Source organism: Pontibacter populi, assembly GCF_019336435.1.
Classification (GTDB): domain Bacteria; phylum Bacteroidota; class Bacteroidia; order Cytophagales; family Hymenobacteraceae; genus Pontibacter; species Pontibacter humidus.
In genome coordinates this window covers 266,182-286,820 of sequence record NZ_JAHWXQ010000002.1, presented here as the reverse complement: position 1 = coordinate 286,820, position 20,639 = coordinate 266,182, and the positions used below count along the sequence as shown (strand labels likewise).

Below are 20,639 nucleotides of genomic sequence, written 5' to 3'. Positions count from 1 at the left end.
GCTCGTCCCAAAGGACTACACCACGAAGTATCACGCACTTACGGCACCTCCTGTACTTGTTTTATAATTCCATCGCCTCAATAGCTGTTAAGGCTGTACTACCGTTCTCGATAGCTTCCAGTACATCAAACACTTTATCGCTCCAGCCAGCGATCAAAAATACATCGTCCCGCACCAGGTTGAGTGGTGAGTTGCCGTAGCCTGCAAGGTCGAAAAGGTAGAGTCTGGCATTGGGTGCAATAGGTTTGTACTTCTTCCATTCCTCACTTATGCTCTGGTTATAGCAGGTATTGTCCCAAAGCTGGCAATCGGTGAATAGCATCACTTTATCGGCCTGCACCCGGCGCTTGATCAGGTCACGGATCACCAGGTACCCGTTGGTCGAATAACCTACTTCGCCTTCGCGGCGGTAGAACTCCTGCACATTGGATAGCACCTGGCGTTGTGGTAGGTTGATTACCTTCCAGCTGTCGCCGAACATTCCTGTTACCACGTTATGGCAGCGGTGCTGCAGGAGCATACCCAGCATCAAACCGATGTCGTAGTTCAGCACTTTACTTCTGGCGGAGATCGGGCGTTGCATGGAGCCTGACACATCACAGGCAACCACCACACGAACTGTCTCATCGAAGCCCTGCATGTTCTGTACGCTCACCTGCACGGCTTGCTCCAGCGCATCAAGCACCATGGCAGTATAGCCGGACTTTAGCTGCAGCAATTCCCGGTAAGCGGACTGGTAGCGGAACGGCATCTGCTTTGCCTTCTGCACAGCGCGTGCATCAGAGAGTATGGCACATACGCGTTGCATGTGCACAGCTGACACCTCTGCCTGCAGGATGTTACGCAGGTTGCGTAGCAGAGCCATGTAGCCTAGCCTGCCGCTATCGATCAGCTCCTCCCACTTGGCTCGTACCGCTGCCGCTTTGGCTTCTGCGTTTTCAAAAGCCTGCTGCCCCAGCTCCGACAGTTTGGTCTCCCAGGTATAAGGTATAGCCAGTGTATCGGTGGCAATCTTATCGAAGAGCGCCCGCTGCGTTTCGTCTTTAGACTTCGGGTGCACCAGGAACAGCGCATCGCGCAGCTTTACCTCTGTGGCCCGATTATACTTGGCGAACTGGTACTCATCAAATCGATTGAAGGCTAGGGCCAGTCCTTTCTGCAGTTGCTTGGAGAGGCGGCCCAGCTTCTTAGTGCCGGTGCGACCGTTGCTCAGGCTGTAGTAGGCCAGCAGCTCTGTGATCTCATCGGCACGCTGTACCACACCGGCCACAGTGCGGCTCACCAGGTCATCGCCGGAGTGCACTTTCGCCAGTTCCACCAGCAACACCAACGGCACACTGCGCAGGTGCATTTGCGTGCGGGCATACATGGCCAGCTTCGCCACAAATACCGGGTCGTTCTGCGCGATCAGCTCCCGGATACGTTCCAGGCGCTGGTTTCCGTTCTCGTAGAATTTGTCGCTCAGCGAGGCTGTTACAACAGCTGCATACAGCTCGGCGGCTGGACCTATTTTCCAGGCCAGCGCTCCTTCGTGGTTCGTGGTCTGGTGCTTTTTGGAAGTGAGAATGTTGAACTTCATGGCCTTTTCCTTTAATGATAGACCAAAGTTCAGGGGCTAGTGCGCAGTCTTTTTGCGTAGAGTAAAAAAATATTGATTTATCTGAAATTTTTATTTCTTAGGAACTGCATATAACAAAAAAGTCGCCTTGTTTCGTAGCTTTTATGTAATCTTCAGTCACAGCAAATAATCTTTCTACTTCATTACTATCTTCGGACCTCTTAAGAAATTTAGATTTAGACATTCCAGGCTGTACAGCAAATACTTTTATAAGGATTTGGTAATCTCTTCTTGCTTTATTTGATAACGACCTAAGCAGTGCCAAATCACCTTTTTCAATCCTTGTGAGCTTAGAGTTTTTATTAATAAGGGAGTTTTCTCTACTAATTAATCTTTGGAAGAACGAGTAACTGTCGTCGAGCCACCTTATATTTTTTTGAGCTTGTCCCAATACTTCATACAGATCGCCAACTCTGCAGCCTTCATTATCTTCTGATGAATACTTGCAATGGTACAACTCAATAAAGATTTGGTTTGTTTGATCATTAATTTTGGCTGTAACTATGTCTGCAGTTTCCTCTTTATCATCATCATTAAAAATTAAATCATAATTAGAGTCCTTCTGTTTAAGATTTTCTATTAAAAAGAACTGAATTGATGTTTTTTCAGGATTTTCAAACCCCTTTGATTCTCGCCTGATATTAACACCATTTGTCTTCCAATCAATAGTTCGAATCTTATCAAAATCGAATTGTCTTAATTTTTGACCAAGCTTCACATAGCTATTTCCATCAAAAAGATATGACCCATCAATAAAATATATTGTAGGAGGGTTTTCAGTTAACCACTCTGTTAAAGATTTTCTACTGGGATCATGAAAATAAAGGGAAGGTCCGCCTACATGTTCTATTTCAAACTGCTGCCCCTTGTTAATTCTAAGTTCATAATGAGATACGAAGTCATTGGTAGCTATTTTAAAACTCAGATTACCATTTGATGAAGGGTTGTGGAGTTGAAGGTCAAGGTTTGGTATATAGTAGAACTTGTCGCTAAGGGTTGATATTGAGAATTTAAGGTATGTTGTTGAGTAAAGAGATGAGTTCCACTCAATAAAGAATGGTCTAACTTGCGGTCTTTTCTCAATGAGTTGAGGAAAAGCTACATGATTTATAAAGCTACTGGTATCTATCGAGCTATCAGTAATTTTTAAAGCTATTTCATTACCCCAAGAAATCAAGTCAACAATATTCTCCCTCTGTAGAGACCAAATCCTACCTTTACTTGATACTCCAAAGTTTGTCTGATCACCATTTTTATAACCAGAGCCTTGAAGTAGTCTTTTGGAGCGATTTAATAAATCAGAAGCAGATGTACCTAATACAACATTTTTACCAGCTCTTTGAACATAAGATACGCTTGTTCCATGAGGCTCCTGAAGACCCACGCCATGGAATTTAAGCCGCTCTATACCTTGTAAGGCTCTATACACATTTTCGCCGTTAACCAATCTGCAGTCGTTACCAATTAAGGCTTTCGCTAAACCTTTATAATAATTGCCATTTGTTTTGGAACTATGAATCAGCAACAGTTTTTCCTTTTTCAGCCAATGAACAACATATAGATGGTGTTCAATATTAAAATACTCTTGGCTCTTCATCCAGTCTAGCTGTATTTTTTCTGCAGTAACAATAATGAGAGTGTTTTTCTTGTTACTTAAATCGTTTATATGAAATAAATTTTTAGAATTGAAGTGTTCTCTGAATTTCTCTGGAGTCCAAAAGTCTTGAGCTGACTTATACACAACTAGACTTAGAGCAGGTCTTAAATTTTGAACAGGTAGTTTAGTTGGAAGATTAAAAGACTTAACAAAAGTACTCAGCTCTTGTTCTTTTCTGCTTTTACCTTCAGTCAAATTAGGAATTAATATGTTCCAATTCGCATCTTCACCAAGTAATTTTTGTATTTCCTTAGCTGCTTGCTCTTCAGCTGCATTAAAAACAAATTTAGCCTTACCTAGACCTTTTTTTGTTCTTGTAAATCTACCAATAAGTTGAAGGGCTGTAGTGATATTTCGCCTCATGTCATGAAATGCGCCTATTTTTATCTCTGGCAAATCATAACCCTCGCCGAACATGTCAACGCAAACAGCAATTTTAGACTCGCCATTTTCAAACTGTAATTGAAGCTCCTTTCTCTTCTTTTCTGGAAGATTAGAATGTACAAGTACGGGATTATACTGAGGATAAAATTTGTGATATATTGTAAATATCTCTTCAGCTCTTGCAATAGAATTTGCTCGTGCCATCAGCAAGTGCTTTGGAAATGTTTTATGATCTTTTTCTAATAACTCAACTGCTTTTTTCGCAATGGCTTCATCTGCCAGTTTTAGGTTATCTTCATAAATTGGGTGTTGCTCGATCTCCGTAAAATATCCTTCTCTTTGTGCTTTTGACAGTGGGTAGTTATAAATTTCTACTCCATCTAATTTCAGTTCGTCATTACGGTATGGTGTAGCTGTAAAAAGAAGAGCTGGCTTATTCTGAAAAGCCTTTTGGATTTTCATCCATGTTTTGGGAGCTTGTGAGTGATGGGCTTCATCAAGAAAAAGGTGGCTACATAATGAAGCTACTTTAATTAAATGACCATTGGGAAAGTTCCTAAATATTGAAGCTGTTGCTATAATAACATTAAACTTGGTGAAGAACTCCTCTATATCAGAAAGTGTCTTCAAACCTTTTTTAAGATAACCAATTCTAGGTGGAGTGGCTGATTCAGAAATACAGCCTAGTTCTGAAAGAACTCCAAATTTACTTATTCTCTCACCTATTTGTTCACGTAGTGCTTTTGAAGGAACAATAATTAGTAACTTGTCCATTAAGTTACCGACCATTAATGTTACCATTGTATCAGTTTTACCTGTACCAGTTGGCATAACAATTATTGCATGACGCTTAGATATAGTCCAATGTGCTAAAGCACTATAATAAGCGCCAATCTGTGGTGTTCTAAGTCCTGCACTAACGACGTTTCCATTTTTGTCATATTCTTCTCCTTTAATTTGAAGTGCTCCATTCCAGGTAGCTATAATCTCTTCAGTTGTTAGCGCCAATGGTAATAATATTTAAAGTTCGTTTAAAAATTTATCTCATAACTCTGTATCTAAATATAAGTTTTATTATATATATTAGCTATACTTTCAAGTGGATAGTGTGTTATAGGTAGAGATAAAGTATATCTAAAGCATTATCTTATTACACTAATACTTCATATACTTCTCATCTCCACACATCCGGACGATCTTTGGAGTGAAGGTTCCCACTACATCCACAAGATCCTGCTGCGAGTTCATCACCTGGCGGATGTCCTTGTAAACCATAGGCGCTTCGTCCAGTCCTGACCCGATCACTTCCACACCTGCTTCTTGCAAGAACTGCTGCACCTGTGGCAGCGAAAGCGTTTGCTTGGCTTTAGTTCTGGACATGACTCTGCCTGCTCCGTGCGAAGCCGAGTTCAGGGAGTTTGCCTCACCTTTACCACGCACAATGAAACCTGGTGTAGCCATAGAGCCAGGTATAATCCCCAGCACCCCTTGACCTGCCGGTGTAGCGCCCTTCCGGTGCACGATCACCTCGTTTCCTGGCGCATCTTTTTCCTTCCAGGCGAAGTTGTGGTGGTTCTCCACTACCGCCAGTGGCTGCTCACCCAAGGCTATAGCCAAGCGCTCATGTATCTGGTGATGACAGGCTGAAGCATAATCACCTGCCAGGTTCATCGCCAGCCAGTACTCTTGCCCTTCGGCTGTTTTAAGGTCCAGCCATGCCAGGTGTCGTGCCTCCTGAGGCAGTCGACAATTTTGCATCGCCAGCTTAGTATAGTGGCCTGCAATGTTGGCACCCAAACCACGGGAGCCGGAGTGGGAGAGAGCCGACAGGTATTGTCCTGCTGGCAGTCCGAACTCATTTTCCGCATTATGGAGTTCTACCACCCCAAATTCTACAAAGTGATTACCGCCTCCCGAAGATCCAAGCTGGCTATAGGCCCGGTCTTTCAGGCTCCTTACAATAGGTATGGCAGCGAACTCAGGACGCTCCATGATGGCATGATCTTTCGGGTTTTTAAAGGTAGCCGTACCGAACCTAGTATTGTCAAGCAATATGCGCTTTAGCTGATCCGACTGCGTAGTCAGAATACCTGAATCAATGGCATACAGGCTCATGCTCATACGGCACCCAATGTCTACCCCTACTGCATAGGGAATTACAGCACCTTTTGTAGCCAGCACGCCACCGATCGGTAGTCCATAGCCTTGGTGCGCATCCGGCATCAGGGCTCCCCCAACAGAAACAGGCAGGCGCATGGCTGTATCCATCTGGTTGATAGCACCGACTTCAATGCCTTCTGCCCCATAAATCACATATTCCTTCGCTTCAGGCAATAGCGAAATCAGCTCTTCCTGCTTTGGTGGTACCAGGGCTTCAGCAACTGGCGCCCATAGCTCGTCCTGCTGGTAATCAGCAGGTGAGGCAAGTATAGTAGCTAGTTTCGTTAGCTGCTCTTCTTTTGATAAATCCGGATATGCTGTTTCCATAATAGACAAAGCCGTACCGAGGGCTTTGCCTGGTTTATAGCCTATTTCCAATAAGTCTTTTCCTGTTAGTGTAAATGTGTTCATTGTCTTGTTTCGTTGTGTTGATACAAAGGAATTAGCCTATTGCGCAGTCTTTTTGCGCAGTTAATTTTTGTTGTAAAATTTTTTTCGTACCTCTACCATCAGCTCATTTAACTTCTCTAAGTCTGGCTCTTCCGGCAGATCAGATGTCCAATACAGTTCATCCATCTTGGCAATGCGTTCTTCAGCTATTGCTAGTAATTCGGCATACTCAAATGCACCGACCTTGATTTGTAACAGGAACTCCCGATTAGGCCGGCGCACAATGATCTGCTTTTGCGTAGCAATTTCTTCAGCCATATCAAGCAGGCGGAAGGTGTGCATCAGATTTTTGGCATCGTAGTTCTTACCGTGCGATAGCGTATTCTCGTATCGGGTCTGGTTGCGCTTTTCCACCCATTCCCAGTACTCCTTGTATTCTTTACAGTAGGTAGAGTAGGCATTCTTGTTAAAGCTCATTACCGCTAGTGGCTGCAACCCTTTGGGTATAGAACTCAGCGACACATCGTTTGCCTTCTCGCTTTGTACAATACCTTTGAGCTTGGCATTCGGCTCATGGAATAGTGCATATAGATCGGGCATGTGCGGGATGTTGGTCAGCCCGCACGCTTCCTGGCGCAAGTTATGTTGAGCCAGAAACTCTTGTACCGGCACTGAGCCTTGTCCCTGCGCCACGTAGCAAAAGTCCAGCACCGAGCGTCGTTCCGGCTCTACTGGATTCACGATCTTTTTCTTTAGTCCCCGTGCCTTCTTTACCTGCGCAAGCGCATACCCAGCAAAGGTGGTCCTGCAAAGCTTTGAGAGAAAAGCTTCAGTTTTGAACCGGTCGAAGAGCGGATGCTTAAAGCGAATACAATCATCGGGCATAGCCAACAACTCGAGCATATTCGGGTTATTTTTAGATAGCAACTCCACGAAACGCTTCAACTCATAGTACACCACGTCGTTGCTCTCGTTGCTGATTTGCTCTACATAATTGAGTCCAAAGTAGTCTTCCTCCGGAAGCACAAATACACCGCGAATGTCAGTATCAGACGTAGGGGTGCTCAGGCCATAGGCCCTGCTGCCGCTGATGCACTCCAGCAGCAACAGGTTCTTTGCCTTTAGATCATCTATCGTTAATGCCATGGCTTTGCTATCGTTTCACTAAATAGTTGGTTTAATGGCGCTGTTTCGCCTTGATGTTTTTCAAATTCAATTGCCCTTGTGTCGCAGTAATCAAGCATTCGTTTCAGGTATTGCTCTAGTTCCAGTTCCTTTGGGTGCAGGTATGTTTCATCTACCTGTGCCTTAAGGATTAACAATTCTTCTATCTTAGTTCTTAATGTTTGGTTCTCTACTAAAGGCAGTAACTTCTGGAAAGCCAACGGCGGTATGCTTTGCTTTTCCACAATCCAGAGACTACACAGGGTAGTGCGCAAGAGGTAGAAGTAGCTCTTTAGCTTTACCATATCAGCAGCTTCACATGCCTTGTAGTAGTTGCCGGCCATGCTGGCGTAGTGGTGCAGCCCGGCACGACAGGAGAAATAATTAGAAGCGAGTTTCTGCAATTGTTTCCTGAGATCCGTCTGCTCCAGGTACACGATAGGTGAAGACAGGCGCTCGAACATGGCAATGTTAGATTTACGCAAAAGGCGCAGGCACTTGCGGATGTCCCAGCCCACCAGGTCCAGATCTCCACTTAAGTACTCAATGGTGTCGCGCTGCTCGTCTATGCTCAGGTACCAGTCACGGGTGTGGCGGTAAATAAAGCGCACATCGTAGTCGCTGTCAGGCGAAGGAAAACCCCAGGCCCGGCTGCCTGTTTCTGAGGCAAGTAGGATTTGTACTTTGTATTGTGCCTCAATCTCTCTTAGCTTTTGTAGTATCTGTTCTTGCATAGCCTTTGTTGTTAATACACCAAAGGTAGAAGGGCACTGCGCAGTGTTTTTGCGCAGCAGATTTTATTTTCTATATTTCATAAAATATTTTAGCCAATGCCTGTAAACCGCAACGCCCTGATCCGTTACCGCACGCTCGATAACTGCCTGCGCAACAAGTATAGAAAATGGACGCTCGAGGACTTGATCGATGCCTGCTCAGATGCCCTGTACGAGTACGAAGGTATTGACAAGGGGGTGAGCCGGCGTACGGTGCAGATGGATTTGCAGATGATGCGCTCCGATAAGCTGGGCTATAACGCGCCGATCATTGTCATTGATAAGAAGTACTATGCCTACGAGGACCCGGAGTATTCTATCACCAACATTCCCCTTACAGAGCAGGACCTAGGCAAACTGACCGAAGTAGCAGACATTTTAAGGCAGTTCAAAGGCTTCACGCACTTCCATGAACTCAATGGGATGGTGCAGCGCTTGGAGGACCGCATCCATACGGCCAAGACCAAGCAGGCACCGGTGATCGATTTGGAAAAGAACGATCACTTAAAAGGGCTGGAACACATCGATGCACTTTACCAGGCAATCATTAAAAAGCGCCCAGTGCAGCTGTCGTATCAATCTTTTAAAGCTAGGGAGGCGCAAACCTTCACGTTTCATCCTTACCTGCTAAAAGAGTATCGCAATCGTTGGTTTGTATTAGGGATTAAGAAAAATAGCCAACCAGTGTTGGTGCTGGCATTAGATCGTATCCTGGAGGTGGGGGAGTCTCATGAGCCTTACCTGGAGAATACTACCTTGAACTTGGCAGACTATTTTAAGCATGTCCTGGGCGTATCGGTAAACCCGTATGAAGAACCTGAAGAAGTAGAGCTCTACTTTAACCGGGAAAATGCCCCTTATGTACTTACCAAACCCCTGCACCATTCCCAGCAACTGATGGAGCGGACCAGTAACGGCATTATTGTGCGGCTGCAGGTACAACTTAACTTTGAGCTCGAACGGGAGATATTAGGCTTTGGGGATTGCGTGAAGGTGCTAAAGCCTCACAAGCTTAAGCGCAGGATTCATGAGAAAATGTGCAATGCCGCAGAGCAGTATGAAAAGGAGCTAAACCTGACAGAACTTAGTCACAGCATAACCAAAGTACAGCGTAGGGGCTACGCTGTGCTGGAAAACATCTACACGAGCAAAGAAGTAGGGAAGATGCTTTCTACGATCACCAGGGCAACAGAGAACGAAGAACGCTTTCGCAAAACGGATGATCTGTTTGCCATCAGAAGTTTACTCAAGGAGATCCCTACCTTAAAGCAGCATATTTTTAACGAGAACCTGTGCAAGATCATCCGGGAAGGTTTTGGGGAAGGCTACTTCCTGACCAAAGCCATTTACTTTGACAAGCCGCCAAAGTCGAATTGGTACGTGACCTGGCACCAGGATGTTCCGATCAATGTAGTCGAAAAAAAAGAAGTAGATGGTTTTAGTAGTTGGACCAATAAGGCTGGACTAGTAAGTGTAAGGCCACCGCTAGAATACCTGCAGAGTGCTTTTACCTTACGCATACATCTGGATAATACAGACGAAGAAAACGGGGCCCTAAAAGTAATACCTAGAACACATTTTAGTATCCTTTCAGATGCTGAGGTTGCTGAACTGAGAGAATCAGCTGAAAGCAAGAGCTGCAAAGTGCTAAAAGGTGGCGTGCACTTGTTAAAACCGTTGACTCTGCATGCCTCTTCGAAAACACTCAACGAAAAGCACCGACGTGTAATTCATCTGGAGTTTAATAGCAAAGAGTTACCTGATGGGCTGGAGTGGCTAGAACGGGAAGACGTGCTGCATAATTTAGCACAGTAAACACTAGCTGAATCTTAGACTAAGCCTACCTTATCCCTATTAACTAGATGAAGAAAAAATACCTTTGGATCTTAGGAATCCTACTTGCTTTGTTATTTATATCCATTCCATTCCTACATGTTCTTGGAACAAAGTGGAAAGAAACAGTTGTAAGCAATAACACTCCTGTTGGTTACACCAATGATGCCAGTCAGCTTAATTTGACACAGGTAGATACTATCATTCAGGTAGAAAATAGCAAAGCAAACATAGAGTATAAGCTCCGAAGCATCTTAAGGTATGCTCAGGAAAATGATCTAAAGGTTTCCATAGCGGGTGCACAACATAGTATGGGTGGGCATACCATTTATCCTGGTGGCATTTTAATCAATATGCTTCCCTACAAGCACATGGAGCTGGATACAATTAGTAATATCTTAACCATTGGATCTGGAGCGCTGTGGGAAGAGGCGATCAGGTATTTAGATAAGCACGGTAAATCAATTGCTGTTATGCAGGCCTTTAGTTCCTTTTCTGTAGGTGGTTCTATCAGTGTTAATGGGCACGGATGGCAGAAAGATTTGCCGCCCGTATCATCCAGTGTCCTTTCCTTTAGCTTGATGGATTACAACGGCAATATCTTACAATGTAGTCGGACCGAAAATCCAGAACTCTTCAAGTTAGTAATTGGAGGATATGGACTTTTTGGTATCATTCTAGATGTTAAGCTGAGGGTAGTTGAAAACACAGCGCTGCAATTCAAGTATGTCCGTCTCAGCCCTGAAAACTATGTGGCGCACTATAAAAATTTTGTTTCCAGCAATCCGAAAGTAGACTTGGTATTCGGTCGCTTGCGCATCTCAGATAAGCTTTTTCTAGAAGAAGCAACACTTAACTTCTTCGAGAAAGTCAGCGAAGCACCTTTGCCTGTTCAGCAGCAGAATAATGATGAAAACAAGCGCTTGGTGTTTCGAAGCAGTGTAGACAGTGAATATGGAAAGCGGTTGCGCTGGGACTTAGAAACCGGAATGAATAAAGTAACAAAAAACAATGTGTACTCCCGAAATGAGCTATTAAATGATCACGTTTCCATGATTGAGAACAAGGATACTAGTTCAACTGACCTGTTGCAAGAGTACTTTATACCGGAAAGGAATTTTAACCGGTTTATAGAAGAGATCAAAACGGTGCTACAAAAATCAGAGCTTGACTTGCTTAACATTACCATCCGTGGGGTGCAAAAGGATGAGGACAGTTACCTGAACTATGCAAGAGAAAGTGTATTTGGTTTTGTTTTCCTCTTCAACCAAAAAAAGACCAAATCACAGGAAGAAGCAATGCGGGTGTTGACGAATCAGCTAGTTGATGTAGCCATCAGAAATGGAGGAACATTTTATCTTCCGTACCGCCTGCATATCGATAGGGAAACAATGCGAATGGCGTATCCGCAAGCTGATACATTCTTTGAGTTGAAAACGAAATATGACCCGAAGGAAATTTTCAGTAACAAATTCTACGAGCACTATAAATAAAGCTGCTAACAGTAATAGATAGCGATAATGTGTGTATATTTTCTTAAAATACCTCATTAGCAACCGTCTTATTATTGCTTTTACTTTCTTAGTGGGCGTCATTTATAGTTAGCAGTATAAACAGATGCCAGCACCCATGATAATTGATTCCCAAAGTGAATATATTATTTGTTTGTAGTCGAAACCAATGGAGAAGCCCCACGGCAGAGACTATCTATAAAGATGAGCCAGGATTACATGTTCGTTCAGCTGGCACAGAGCCATCAGCCAGAGTTAGGCTAACTGCTAAGACTTTAGAGTGGGCAGACTTGATTTTTGTTATGGAGAAGCGGCACCGACAGAGAATTCAGGAAAAGTTCGGCATTGATATTATTAGCGGCAAAGTGATAGTTTTAGACATACCAGATGATTACCAGTTCATGGACCCTGAATTAATCGAAGAGATTAGAGCAGGAGTAGCCCCTTTCTTGAAATAGTTCAGATATAAAATAACAGATGTTTAAGTGCACAGAATAGTGAGCTTAACAATTACAGTATACGCTCAAAAATATACTCGATGATATGGGGCAGTCAATGTAATACTTATGGCAGGGTAATATAGCAACATAGTTATTTCATTCTGTAGGTATTATTTTACAACTCAAAATCTGAAACCGAACAGAAGCTGAGAAACATATATTTTCCTGAATATGCTATAGTTTAATTTACTACTTTTGATTAAAAGGCCAACCCTGCCTTACAAATACATTTTTAGCTTACCCATGTCTGAAAACTACAAAAGACAAATAGAACAACAACTCTGGAATATTGCTAATACATTGCGCGGCAAAATGGATGCTGATGAGTTCCGGGACTACATTTTAGGCTTTATCTTTTTCAAGTATCTGTCTGAGAAGATGGAGTTACATGCTAATAAAATACTGGCAGAAGACGACATAAAGTATACCGATATAAGTGAAAGCACCGATGATGGTCAAGAAATGCTTGAGGCCATTAAAGAAGATGCACTTCTTCATTTAGGCTATTTTTTGAAGCCGACGGAGCTGTTTAAAGAGCTGGCACGTAAAGGCAACGCCAACAGCAAAGAGGAGGGCGCGAGCAACTTTATACTGGATGAGCTAACACAGGTGCTCAAGCACATTGAGCAGAGCACGATGGGCACCGAGAGCGAAGACGACTTTAACAAGCTCTTCGAGGACCTGGACCTAACATCTACCAAATTGGGCCGCACTGAGGCTGCCAAGAATGACCTGATCGCTAAAGTGCTGGGCCACTTAGACAAGATCGATTTTAAGCTGGAAGACACCGAAGCCGATGTGCTGGGCGATGCCTACGAGTACCTGATCGGGCAGTTTGCAAGTGGTGCGGGCAAGAAAGCCGGTGAGTTTTATACCCCGCAGGAGGTATCGAAAGTGCTGGCCAAGCTGGTGACCACCGGCAAAACCAAGCTCAAATCGGTGTATGACCCTACCTGCGGCTCGGGCTCTTTGTTGTTGCGCGTTGCCAAGGAAGTAGACGAGGTGTCTGACTTTTACGGGCAGGAGCTGAACCGCACCACCTATAACTTGGCCCGCATGAACATGATCCTGCACGATGTTCACTTCCAGAAGTTTGACATACGGCAGGAAGACACGCTGGAGCACCCGCAGCACCTGGAGCACCGCTTTGAGGCTATAGTTGCCAACCCGCCGTTCTCGGCGCAATGGAGCGCTAGCCCATTGCATATGTCCGACGACCGCTTTAGCCAGTACGGCAAGCTGGCCCCGGGCTCTAAAGCCGACTTTGCTTTTGTGCAGCACATGGTGCACCACCTGGCCAAAAATGGAACTATGGCCGTGGTACTGCCGCATGGCGTGCTGTTCAGGGGAGCAGCCGAAGGGCACATCCGCAAGTACCTGATAGAGGACCGCAACTACCTGGATGCCGTGATCGGGTTGCCGGCCAACATCTTTTATGGCACCAGCATACCAACCTGTATTTTGGTGTTTAAGAAATGGCGCGAGCAGGCCGATAACATCCTGTTTATTGATGCCAGCCAGCACTACGAGAAAGCCAAAACGCAATGCTACCTGCGCGTCTCCGATATTGAGAAGATCATCACGACCTACCGAGCGCGCAAACCTGAACCGAAGTATAGCTATGTGGCCAGCCTGCAGGAGATAGCAGAAAACGACTACAACCTGAACATTCCGCGCTACGTGGACACCTTTGAAGAAGAGGAAACAATAGACCTGAACGAAGTAGCCGCCGGCCTGGCCCAGCTGGAAGACGAGATGCAAAGCACCGACCAAACTATAGCTGCCTTTTGCGACGAACTGGGAATAGCCAAACCGTTTTAACTATGGAAGCAACAGCAGAAATAACAGCAGCCGTGAAGAGCGTGCCTGCGCTTCGCTTTCCGGAGTTTGAAGGGGAGTGGCAGTCAAAAAAAATTGGTGAATTATGTAAGGTAAAGCATGGATTTGCTTTCAAAGGAGAATATTTTAGTGATAATGGACCATACATAGTTTTAACCCCGGGTAATTTTAATCCAGAAGGTGGATTTAGGTATCAAGGTGAAAAAGAGAAGTACTATGTAAGCGACGATTTTCCCAAAGATTATATTTTAGAGGAAGGCGATTTACTAACTGTAATGACAGAGCAAGCTGTTGGATTGATTGGGAGTGCTCTCATTGTTCCGAAGTCTGGCTTATTCTTACATAATCAGCGGCTTGGTTTATTTCAGGTTAATCAAGATGTTGAACGTAAGTTTTTAGCTTACTATATGGCAACGGAGTACTTAAGAACTGAATTTTCAAGAACAGCTGCTGGAACAAAAGTACGTCATACTTCACCCCAAAAGATAGAAGGTATATCAGTACAAATTCCTTCACTTGATGAACAAAAAATAATATCAGACTTTTTGTCGTCGGTAACAGATAAAATCCAGCAGTTGAGCAAGAAGAAGGAGCTGTTGGAGAAGTATAAAAAAGGGGCGATGCAGCAAATCTTCTCCCAGCAGATCCGCTTCAAGGACGATAACGGTAGTGACTTTCCGGAGTGGGAAGATAAGAAATTGGTTGAGGTAGCTAAAAGAGTTACTCAGAAGAATAAATCGAATGATGTCAATTTTGTACTTACCAACTCAGCTACACAAGGTATAGTTAGTCAGCAAGAATACTTTGATAAAGACATAGCGAACCAAGAAAATCTGGAAGGTTATTATGTAGTGGATGTTGATGATTTTATTTACAATCCACGTATCTCAGCTACAGCTCCGGTTGGCCCAATAAAACGAAATAAACTGGTTAAAGGAGTTATGTCGCCTTTGTATACAGTTTTCAGGTTTGAAAATCGTAATCTTGAGTTTTTGGAATTCTTCTTTGAAACTACAGCATGGCATAAATACATGAAAAGTATAGCCAACTATGGCGCTCGTCACGACAGGATGAGTATAACGAATGAAGACTTTCTTAAGCTTCCGATACCACAACCATGCAAAGAAGAGCAGAAGAAGATTACTGAGTTTTTAACAGCAGTAGACAATAAACTAAACTATACTTCTAAACAACTGGAACAGGCGCAGCAATTCAAGAAAGGCTTGCTGCAGCAGCTGTTTGTGTAATGAAAAATAAATGATAAGCGAAGACAAACTCAGTTATTTACTAAACAGCACTAAACGCATACTTGCACACCAACGTGAGTTAAAGAAACAGCGTGGGGAAACGTTTAATGTGTTTTCTATACTTAAAATGGAGCGCCGCGAGAACAGTACTCATTCTGCGTTCCTAGCCGAACTGTTGAATCCCAAAGGCTCGCACTATAAAGAAGATGCCTTTTTAAAATTGTTTTTGCAGGTTATTGAAACTGACAATCTAGAAACCAAAAAAGTTAAAGTAAAACCTGAGCATCATGTTGGTCTCAAAGATAACAAATCCAAAACAGGCGGCAGAATTGATATTTATATCTGGGATGAAGCTGGCAATAGCATTTCAATAGAGAATAAAATTGATGCAGGTGACCAACATGCACAAATAGAGCGCTACTGTAATCATAACAAAGAAAGAAATAAGGTTTATTATCTAACCTTAAATGGAGCCGAGCCATCTGCAGGTAGCAGAGGAGGTTTAGAAGCCGGTAAAGATTTCTTCTTGATTTCTTACCGAAAGCATATCATAGAGTGGCTAGACCTATGCATTAAAGAAGCCGCCGAAGTACCAATTTTGAGAGAGTCAATTAAGCAATACAAACTTTTAATACAAAATATTACTGCCACTATGCAAGGGAAAGATCAGCAGGAGCTTACGGATTTAATGATTAAGTATTTCAAAGAATCTGAATACGTAGCAGCTAATTTTATAAGAGTTAGTACAGCCATCAAAGAGAGATTAAGACAAAGTGTTCTTAAAAAGTTAAAAGAACGTTTAGGAGATCACCATACCATAGTTTCAGGTCACCCTGCCGAAAAGTTTTACTCCCAGATATGGATTAAAATCAAGGGTATGGAAGAAGAACCTATATTTTTTGGTTTGGAATCTTTTAGTGGCAATGGGCAAGGGCATTTTGGAGGAGCTTTGTTCATCGGTACAATTAACTTGCTTGATGGTGAGAACGAATACACAAGGAACAATAAATTTTATAAGCATCGGTGGTACAATGCTTATGTTTTGAATGAATACGAACATTATGAAGCAAACCTAAAGCACGGTGATTTGCTGCAAAAGCTTAATTCCGATAACTCCTTCAGAGATAAGTTTGAAAATCATATTGTAGAAGAAGTAGAACAATATCTTATAAAAGAAACTGAAAAAGTTAAAGACTTCTTAATAAGTATAAGATAGTGGGAACACAACCGGAGCAGGTACTCGAAGACAACTTGGTAAAGCAGCTGCAGGGGCTGGGCTATAGTTACGTCACGATAAAAGACGAGCAGGCCCTGCTGGCCAACCTGAAAACCCAGCTGGAAAAGCACAACCAGGTATCGCTAACGGAGAAGGAGTTCGAGCGCGTGCTCAACCACCTGAACAAAGGCAATGTGTTCGACCGTGCCAAGGTGCTCCGGGATAAAATGCAGCTCACCAAGGACGATGGCACGAGCGTGTACCTGGAGTTTTTGCAGCAGGAGCACTGGTGCCAGAACCTGTTCCAGGTAACCCAGCAGGTAACGATAGATGGCACCTACAAAAACCGCTACGACGTAACGCTGCTCGTAAACGGTTTGCCGCTGGTGCAGATAGAGCTGAAGCGCCGCGGCCTGGAGCTGAAGGAAGCCTTTAACCAGGTCAACCGCTACCACCGCCATACCTTTGGGGCATCGCATGGCTTGTTCCAGTACGTGCAGCTGTTTGTGATCAGCAACGGCGTGAACACCAAGTATTACGCTAACAACCGCCGCCAGTCGTTTAAGCAAACCTTCTACTGGGCCGATCCAAATAACAAGCTCATCACCCAGATAGAGGCCTTTACCAAAGCGTTTCTGGAGCCCTGCCACCTGGCTAAAATGGTGACCAAATACATTGTGCTCAGCGAGACGCACAAGATCCTGATGGTGCTGCGGCCTTACCAATTTTACGCCACCGAAGCTATTATTGATAAGGTAAAAAACTCGGATAAGAACGGCTACATCTGGCACACCACCGGCTCAGGCAAAACGCTCACGTCTTTTAAGGCCAGCCAGTTGCTTATGCAACTGCCCAAGGTGCACAAAGTAGTATTCGTTGTAGACCGCAAGGACCTGGATTACCAGACCACCAAAGAGTTCAACAGCTTTTCGGCAGGCAGCATAGACGGCACCGACGATACCCGCGCCCTGGTCAGTCAGCTTTCCGGCGACACCAAACTCATCGTTACCACCATACAGAAACTGAACAACGCCATCGGCAGCGCCCGTTTCTCCGGCAAACTGGAAAAGCTACGGGAGGAGCGCGTAGTGTTTATTTTTGATGAGTGCCATCGCAGCCAGTTCGGCGAAACGCACAACCGCATCAAAAGCTTTTTTACCAAAGCCCAACTATTCGGCTTCACCGGCACACCTATCTTTGCCGAGAACGTGATTAAAAACGACCTAGGCAAGCGCACCACCCGTGACCTGTTCGACGAGTGCCTGCACAAATACCTGATCACGGATGCCATCAAAGACGAGAACGTGCTTAAATTTTCTGTTGAGTATGTGGGCAGGTACAGGGAGAAGGAAGGCAGCAATACCGAGATTGACATAGAAGTAGAAGACATCGACACCAAAGAGCTGTTGGAAGCCCCACAGCGCCTGGAAAAGATCGTGGACTACATCATAGAGCACCACCCGCGTAAAACGCATGGCAAAGAGTTTACGGGCATGTTCTGTGTGAGCAGCGTTGATGTACTGATCCGCTATTATGAGCTGTTCCAGCAGCGCAAAGCCGAAGGCAAACACAACTTGAAGATTGCTACCATCTTCAGTTACACCGCCAACGAAGAAGACAAGGGCGCCACCGGCGATTACATGCTGGAAGACGAAGAGATAGCCATCGCCGCAGAACCAACTATAGCATACACGGCCAACAGCCACACCCGCGAGAAACTGGATGCGTTCATAGTGGACTATAACACCTTGTTCAACACAAAGTTCTCCACCAAAGACAGCCAGTCGTTTTACAACTACTACAACGACATCTCGAAGCGGGTAAAGAACAAAGAAATAGACATCCTGCTGGTCGTGAACATGTACCTGACCGGTTTTGACTCACCGCCGCTCAGTACGCTGTATGTAGATAAGAACCTGAAATACCACGGCCTGATTCAAGCCTACAGCCGCACCAACAGGCTCTACACCGAGCAGAAGTCGCAGGGAAACATTGTGGTGTTCCGCAACCTGAAACAAGCCACAGACGATGCCATAGCCCTTTTCTCGAATAAGGATGCCAAAGAAATTATCCTGGTAGAGCCTTACGAAGACTATGTAGCTAAATTCAACATCGCCTTTGGCGAGTTATTGAAGATTGCGCCAACTGTAGGTAGTGTAGATAGCCTACCAAGCGAGGAAGAAGAGCTGGAGTTTGTAAAGGCGTTCCGGGAGTTGATGCGCCTGAAGAACGTGCTTACCACCTTCGCCGATTTCAGCTTCGACCAGCTGGCTATGACAGAGCAAAGCTTTGAAGACTACAAAAGCAAGTACTTAGACCTGTACGATAAAGTAAAAACAGGCACTGCTAAAGAAAAGGAATCGATACTGGATGATGTTGATTTCGAGCTGGAGCTGATCCACCGTGACGAGATCAACGTGGCCTATATCCTGAAACTACTGGCCAAGCTCAACAGCGCCAGCGATGAAGACAAAGAGCGCCAGAAAAAAGCCATCCTGGACACGCTGACCGGCGAAGCCACCCTGCGCAGCAAACGCGAGTTGATCCGCAAGTTCATTGAAGAAAACCTGCCGCACATTGAAGATATAGACGATATTCCGGAACAGTTTGAAAACTTCTGGGCTAGGGAGCAAATGGCCGCCTTCGAGAAGATGAGCAAAGAAGAACAGCTGGATCCGGTAAAGCTGCAAGCCGTGCTGGGTAATTACCTGTTCACGGAACGTGCCCCTTTAAGAGATGAAGTACTGGACATGCTGCCCGCCAAGCCAAAGCTGCTGGAGCGCAAGCCAATCGCCGAGCGCATAACCGCTAAAATGCTTGGGTTTGTGGAGACGTTTATTAGTGGGATGGGAGCGAGGTTGTAGAGTTATAAAAACGTATATGTACTAGTTAGCTTACACACTTTTAAATTTGATGAAGGATAGTATACTTTTTAAATTAAGAATTAACATACCTGAACTAGATATTTATTCACCAAATGTTGGTACTTTTTCTGGTATCTATAATGCCGAAATTCTGGTTGACGAAAACAACAGCAATGCAGTAAGTCTGAAGATATTTTATGACGGTAAAGAGTACTTGGATCATAAGGTAATGAGATGGGAGGGAGAAAATGAAAACTTAATGCTCTCAAAGTTTGAGATAATGGACATTCTTCAGCCAGATAATTTAGAAAATATCTCATTCCTAGAATATGGTTATAAGGGAATTACTAGTGGCACGTCCCTGTACAGGAAAGGCTTTAAATATTTTACTATCCATCTAAAAGGTGTAAGGTTCATTTATAACAATTCAGAACAGGACAATAGTGTTTTTTTTCTCAATCAGCAGGCTTTCCAATTAATTGAGAATAACTATCGTTATCACTCGAACTTTCCCTGGAACACAAGTGCCTATAAGTGGAAGCCACTGCATAAAGTCAAAGAATTTATCTCTTTTAATGGAATACATTTTAAACCTGAACATTATTTCTATGCATCTAATAGCACCGAATCAGTAGTTAGCATAAAAAAGGAACCAAAATTTTCCGTACAGTATTCTGAGCTAACTGCAGCAGAAATTAAAAACCATATTCTTTTAATCTGTGCTTTATACTCATTTTATTCCCACCAGAACATCACCTATTCATTGTCAAGGATTTATACAGATGACAAATTGCATATTGAAGTTAAAGATGTAGAGGACAAAGCAGTTTCAAATGAACACGGACTTTTCAGGTGGGTATTCTTTCAGGATCCACTCAATCTTATCCTTCAGGTAGATATACCACACCTGTTAGAGAATTTGGAATTTGTGTTACTTATCATTGAGCGCTTTAATTATGCTTTAGAAACAAAAGGAGAATCAAGATTTATGATCTTGTACAACATCTTAGAGCAAATTAGAAATCAATACATATTGAGTAAACATATAGAACAAGAAAGAGCAGGTGACCCGCCTAATTTGAATAGAGTAAAGGAGGAATACACTTTCACAACCAGCAAAAAAAAGGCAGATAACTTCATTAAAGAACAATTAATGAAGGTTGCTGAAATAATTGATGAAGAGCATCAAGAACAGTTTATAAAAGATGTCCCATTTAAACTTACTCCTATCAAAGTCTTCTCGATGACAAATCAGTTCCAGAGCTTCTTTAACTTTATAAATATTCAGGTAGAAGATTTTGAGCTTGACTTTGTTCAAATAAAGTCTTTAAGAGACTCCATTTTTCATGGTAGACCAGTAAGTGAGAACATAGAATTACTACACCAAATAAATTCTTACAAGCGTTTACCAATGTTTGTAGGAACCGTTATACTTAAGTACTTCGGAATTACTGAGGTTTCTAAAACTAAATTAGTGAAGTAA

Annotated in this window: 12 protein-coding genes; 7 read left to right on the top strand and 5 right to left on the bottom strand. The window is 43.7% G+C overall.

Features of this window, described 5'->3' with window-relative positions; translation table 11 throughout:
• Positions 1-61: 61 nt before the first annotated feature.
• From KYK27_RS07850 to KYK27_RS07830, 5 genes are all read right to left on the bottom strand, one after another.
• Positions 62-1,579, bottom strand: a complete 1,518-nt coding sequence (locus KYK27_RS07850) for a TROVE domain-containing protein (protein ID WP_199109486.1) — start codon at positions 1,577-1,579, stop codon at positions 62-64.
• Positions 1,580-1,676: 97 nt separating this feature from the next.
• Positions 1,677-4,667 (bottom strand): DEAD/DEAH box helicase, encoded by a 2,991-nt coding sequence (locus KYK27_RS07845; protein WP_199109485.1) that lies wholly within the window; start codon positions 4,665-4,667, stop codon positions 1,677-1,679.
• Between the two features lie 147 nt (positions 4,668-4,814).
• Positions 4,815-6,230 carry an RtcB family protein gene (locus KYK27_RS07840; protein ID WP_199109484.1) on the bottom strand — a complete coding sequence of 472 codons (1,416 nt, stop codon included), beginning with the start codon at positions 6,228-6,230 and terminating at the stop codon, positions 4,815-4,817.
• Between the two features lie 60 nt (positions 6,231-6,290).
• A complete protein-coding gene (locus KYK27_RS07835) occupies positions 6,291-7,355 on the bottom strand; it encodes a DNA polymerase beta superfamily protein (protein WP_199109483.1) in 1,065 nt (354 codons plus the stop codon).
• Positions 7,346-8,107, bottom strand: coding sequence for a DNA polymerase beta superfamily protein (locus KYK27_RS07830; protein WP_199109482.1), 762 nt, complete (start codon positions 8,105-8,107; stop codon positions 7,346-7,348). Before KYK27_RS07830 ends, KYK27_RS07835 begins: the two co-directional genes overlap by 10 nt.
• Before the next feature lie 96 nt (positions 8,108-8,203).
• Here KYK27_RS07830 and KYK27_RS07825 point away from each other — a divergent pair, with 96 nt between their 5' ends.
• The 7 genes from KYK27_RS07825 to KYK27_RS07795 all read left to right on the top strand — a co-directional run bounded on the left by KYK27_RS07825 (position 8,204) and on the right by KYK27_RS07795 (position 20,639).
• Positions 8,204-9,961 (top strand): WYL domain-containing protein, encoded by a 1,758-nt coding sequence (locus KYK27_RS07825; RefSeq protein ID WP_199109481.1) that lies wholly within the window; start codon positions 8,204-8,206, stop codon positions 9,959-9,961.
• Positions 9,962-10,008: 47 nt separating this feature from the next.
• Positions 10,009-11,472: an FAD-binding protein gene (locus KYK27_RS07820; RefSeq protein WP_199109480.1), complete on the top strand. Its 1,464-nt coding sequence runs from the start codon at positions 10,009-10,011 to the stop codon at positions 11,470-11,472.
• Between the two features lie 761 nt (positions 11,473-12,233).
• Complete coding sequence (locus KYK27_RS07815; protein ID WP_199109479.1) at positions 12,234-13,811, top strand: type I restriction-modification system subunit M; 1,578 nt, start codon at positions 12,234-12,236, stop codon at positions 13,809-13,811.
• 2 nt (positions 13,812-13,813) lie between these two features.
• Positions 13,814-15,076 (top strand): restriction endonuclease subunit S, encoded by a 1,263-nt coding sequence (locus KYK27_RS07810; protein ID WP_199109478.1) that lies wholly within the window; start codon positions 13,814-13,816, stop codon positions 15,074-15,076.
• 10 nt (positions 15,077-15,086) lie between these two features.
• A complete protein-coding gene (locus KYK27_RS07805; protein ID WP_199109477.1) occupies positions 15,087-16,292 on the top strand; it encodes a PD-(D/E)XK nuclease family protein in 1,206 nt (401 codons plus the stop codon).
• Entirely contained in the window at positions 16,292-19,156 is a 2,865-nt protein-coding gene (locus KYK27_RS07800) for a type I restriction endonuclease subunit R (RefSeq protein ID WP_199109476.1), read from the top strand. The genes KYK27_RS07805 and KYK27_RS07800 overlap by 1 nt, the downstream gene beginning before the upstream one ends.
• Before the next feature lie 49 nt (positions 19,157-19,205).
• The gene (locus KYK27_RS07795) at positions 19,206-20,639 is read left to right on the top strand and encodes a hypothetical protein (RefSeq protein WP_199109475.1); all 1,434 of its coding nucleotides are present in this window, start codon (positions 19,206-19,208) and stop codon (positions 20,637-20,639) included.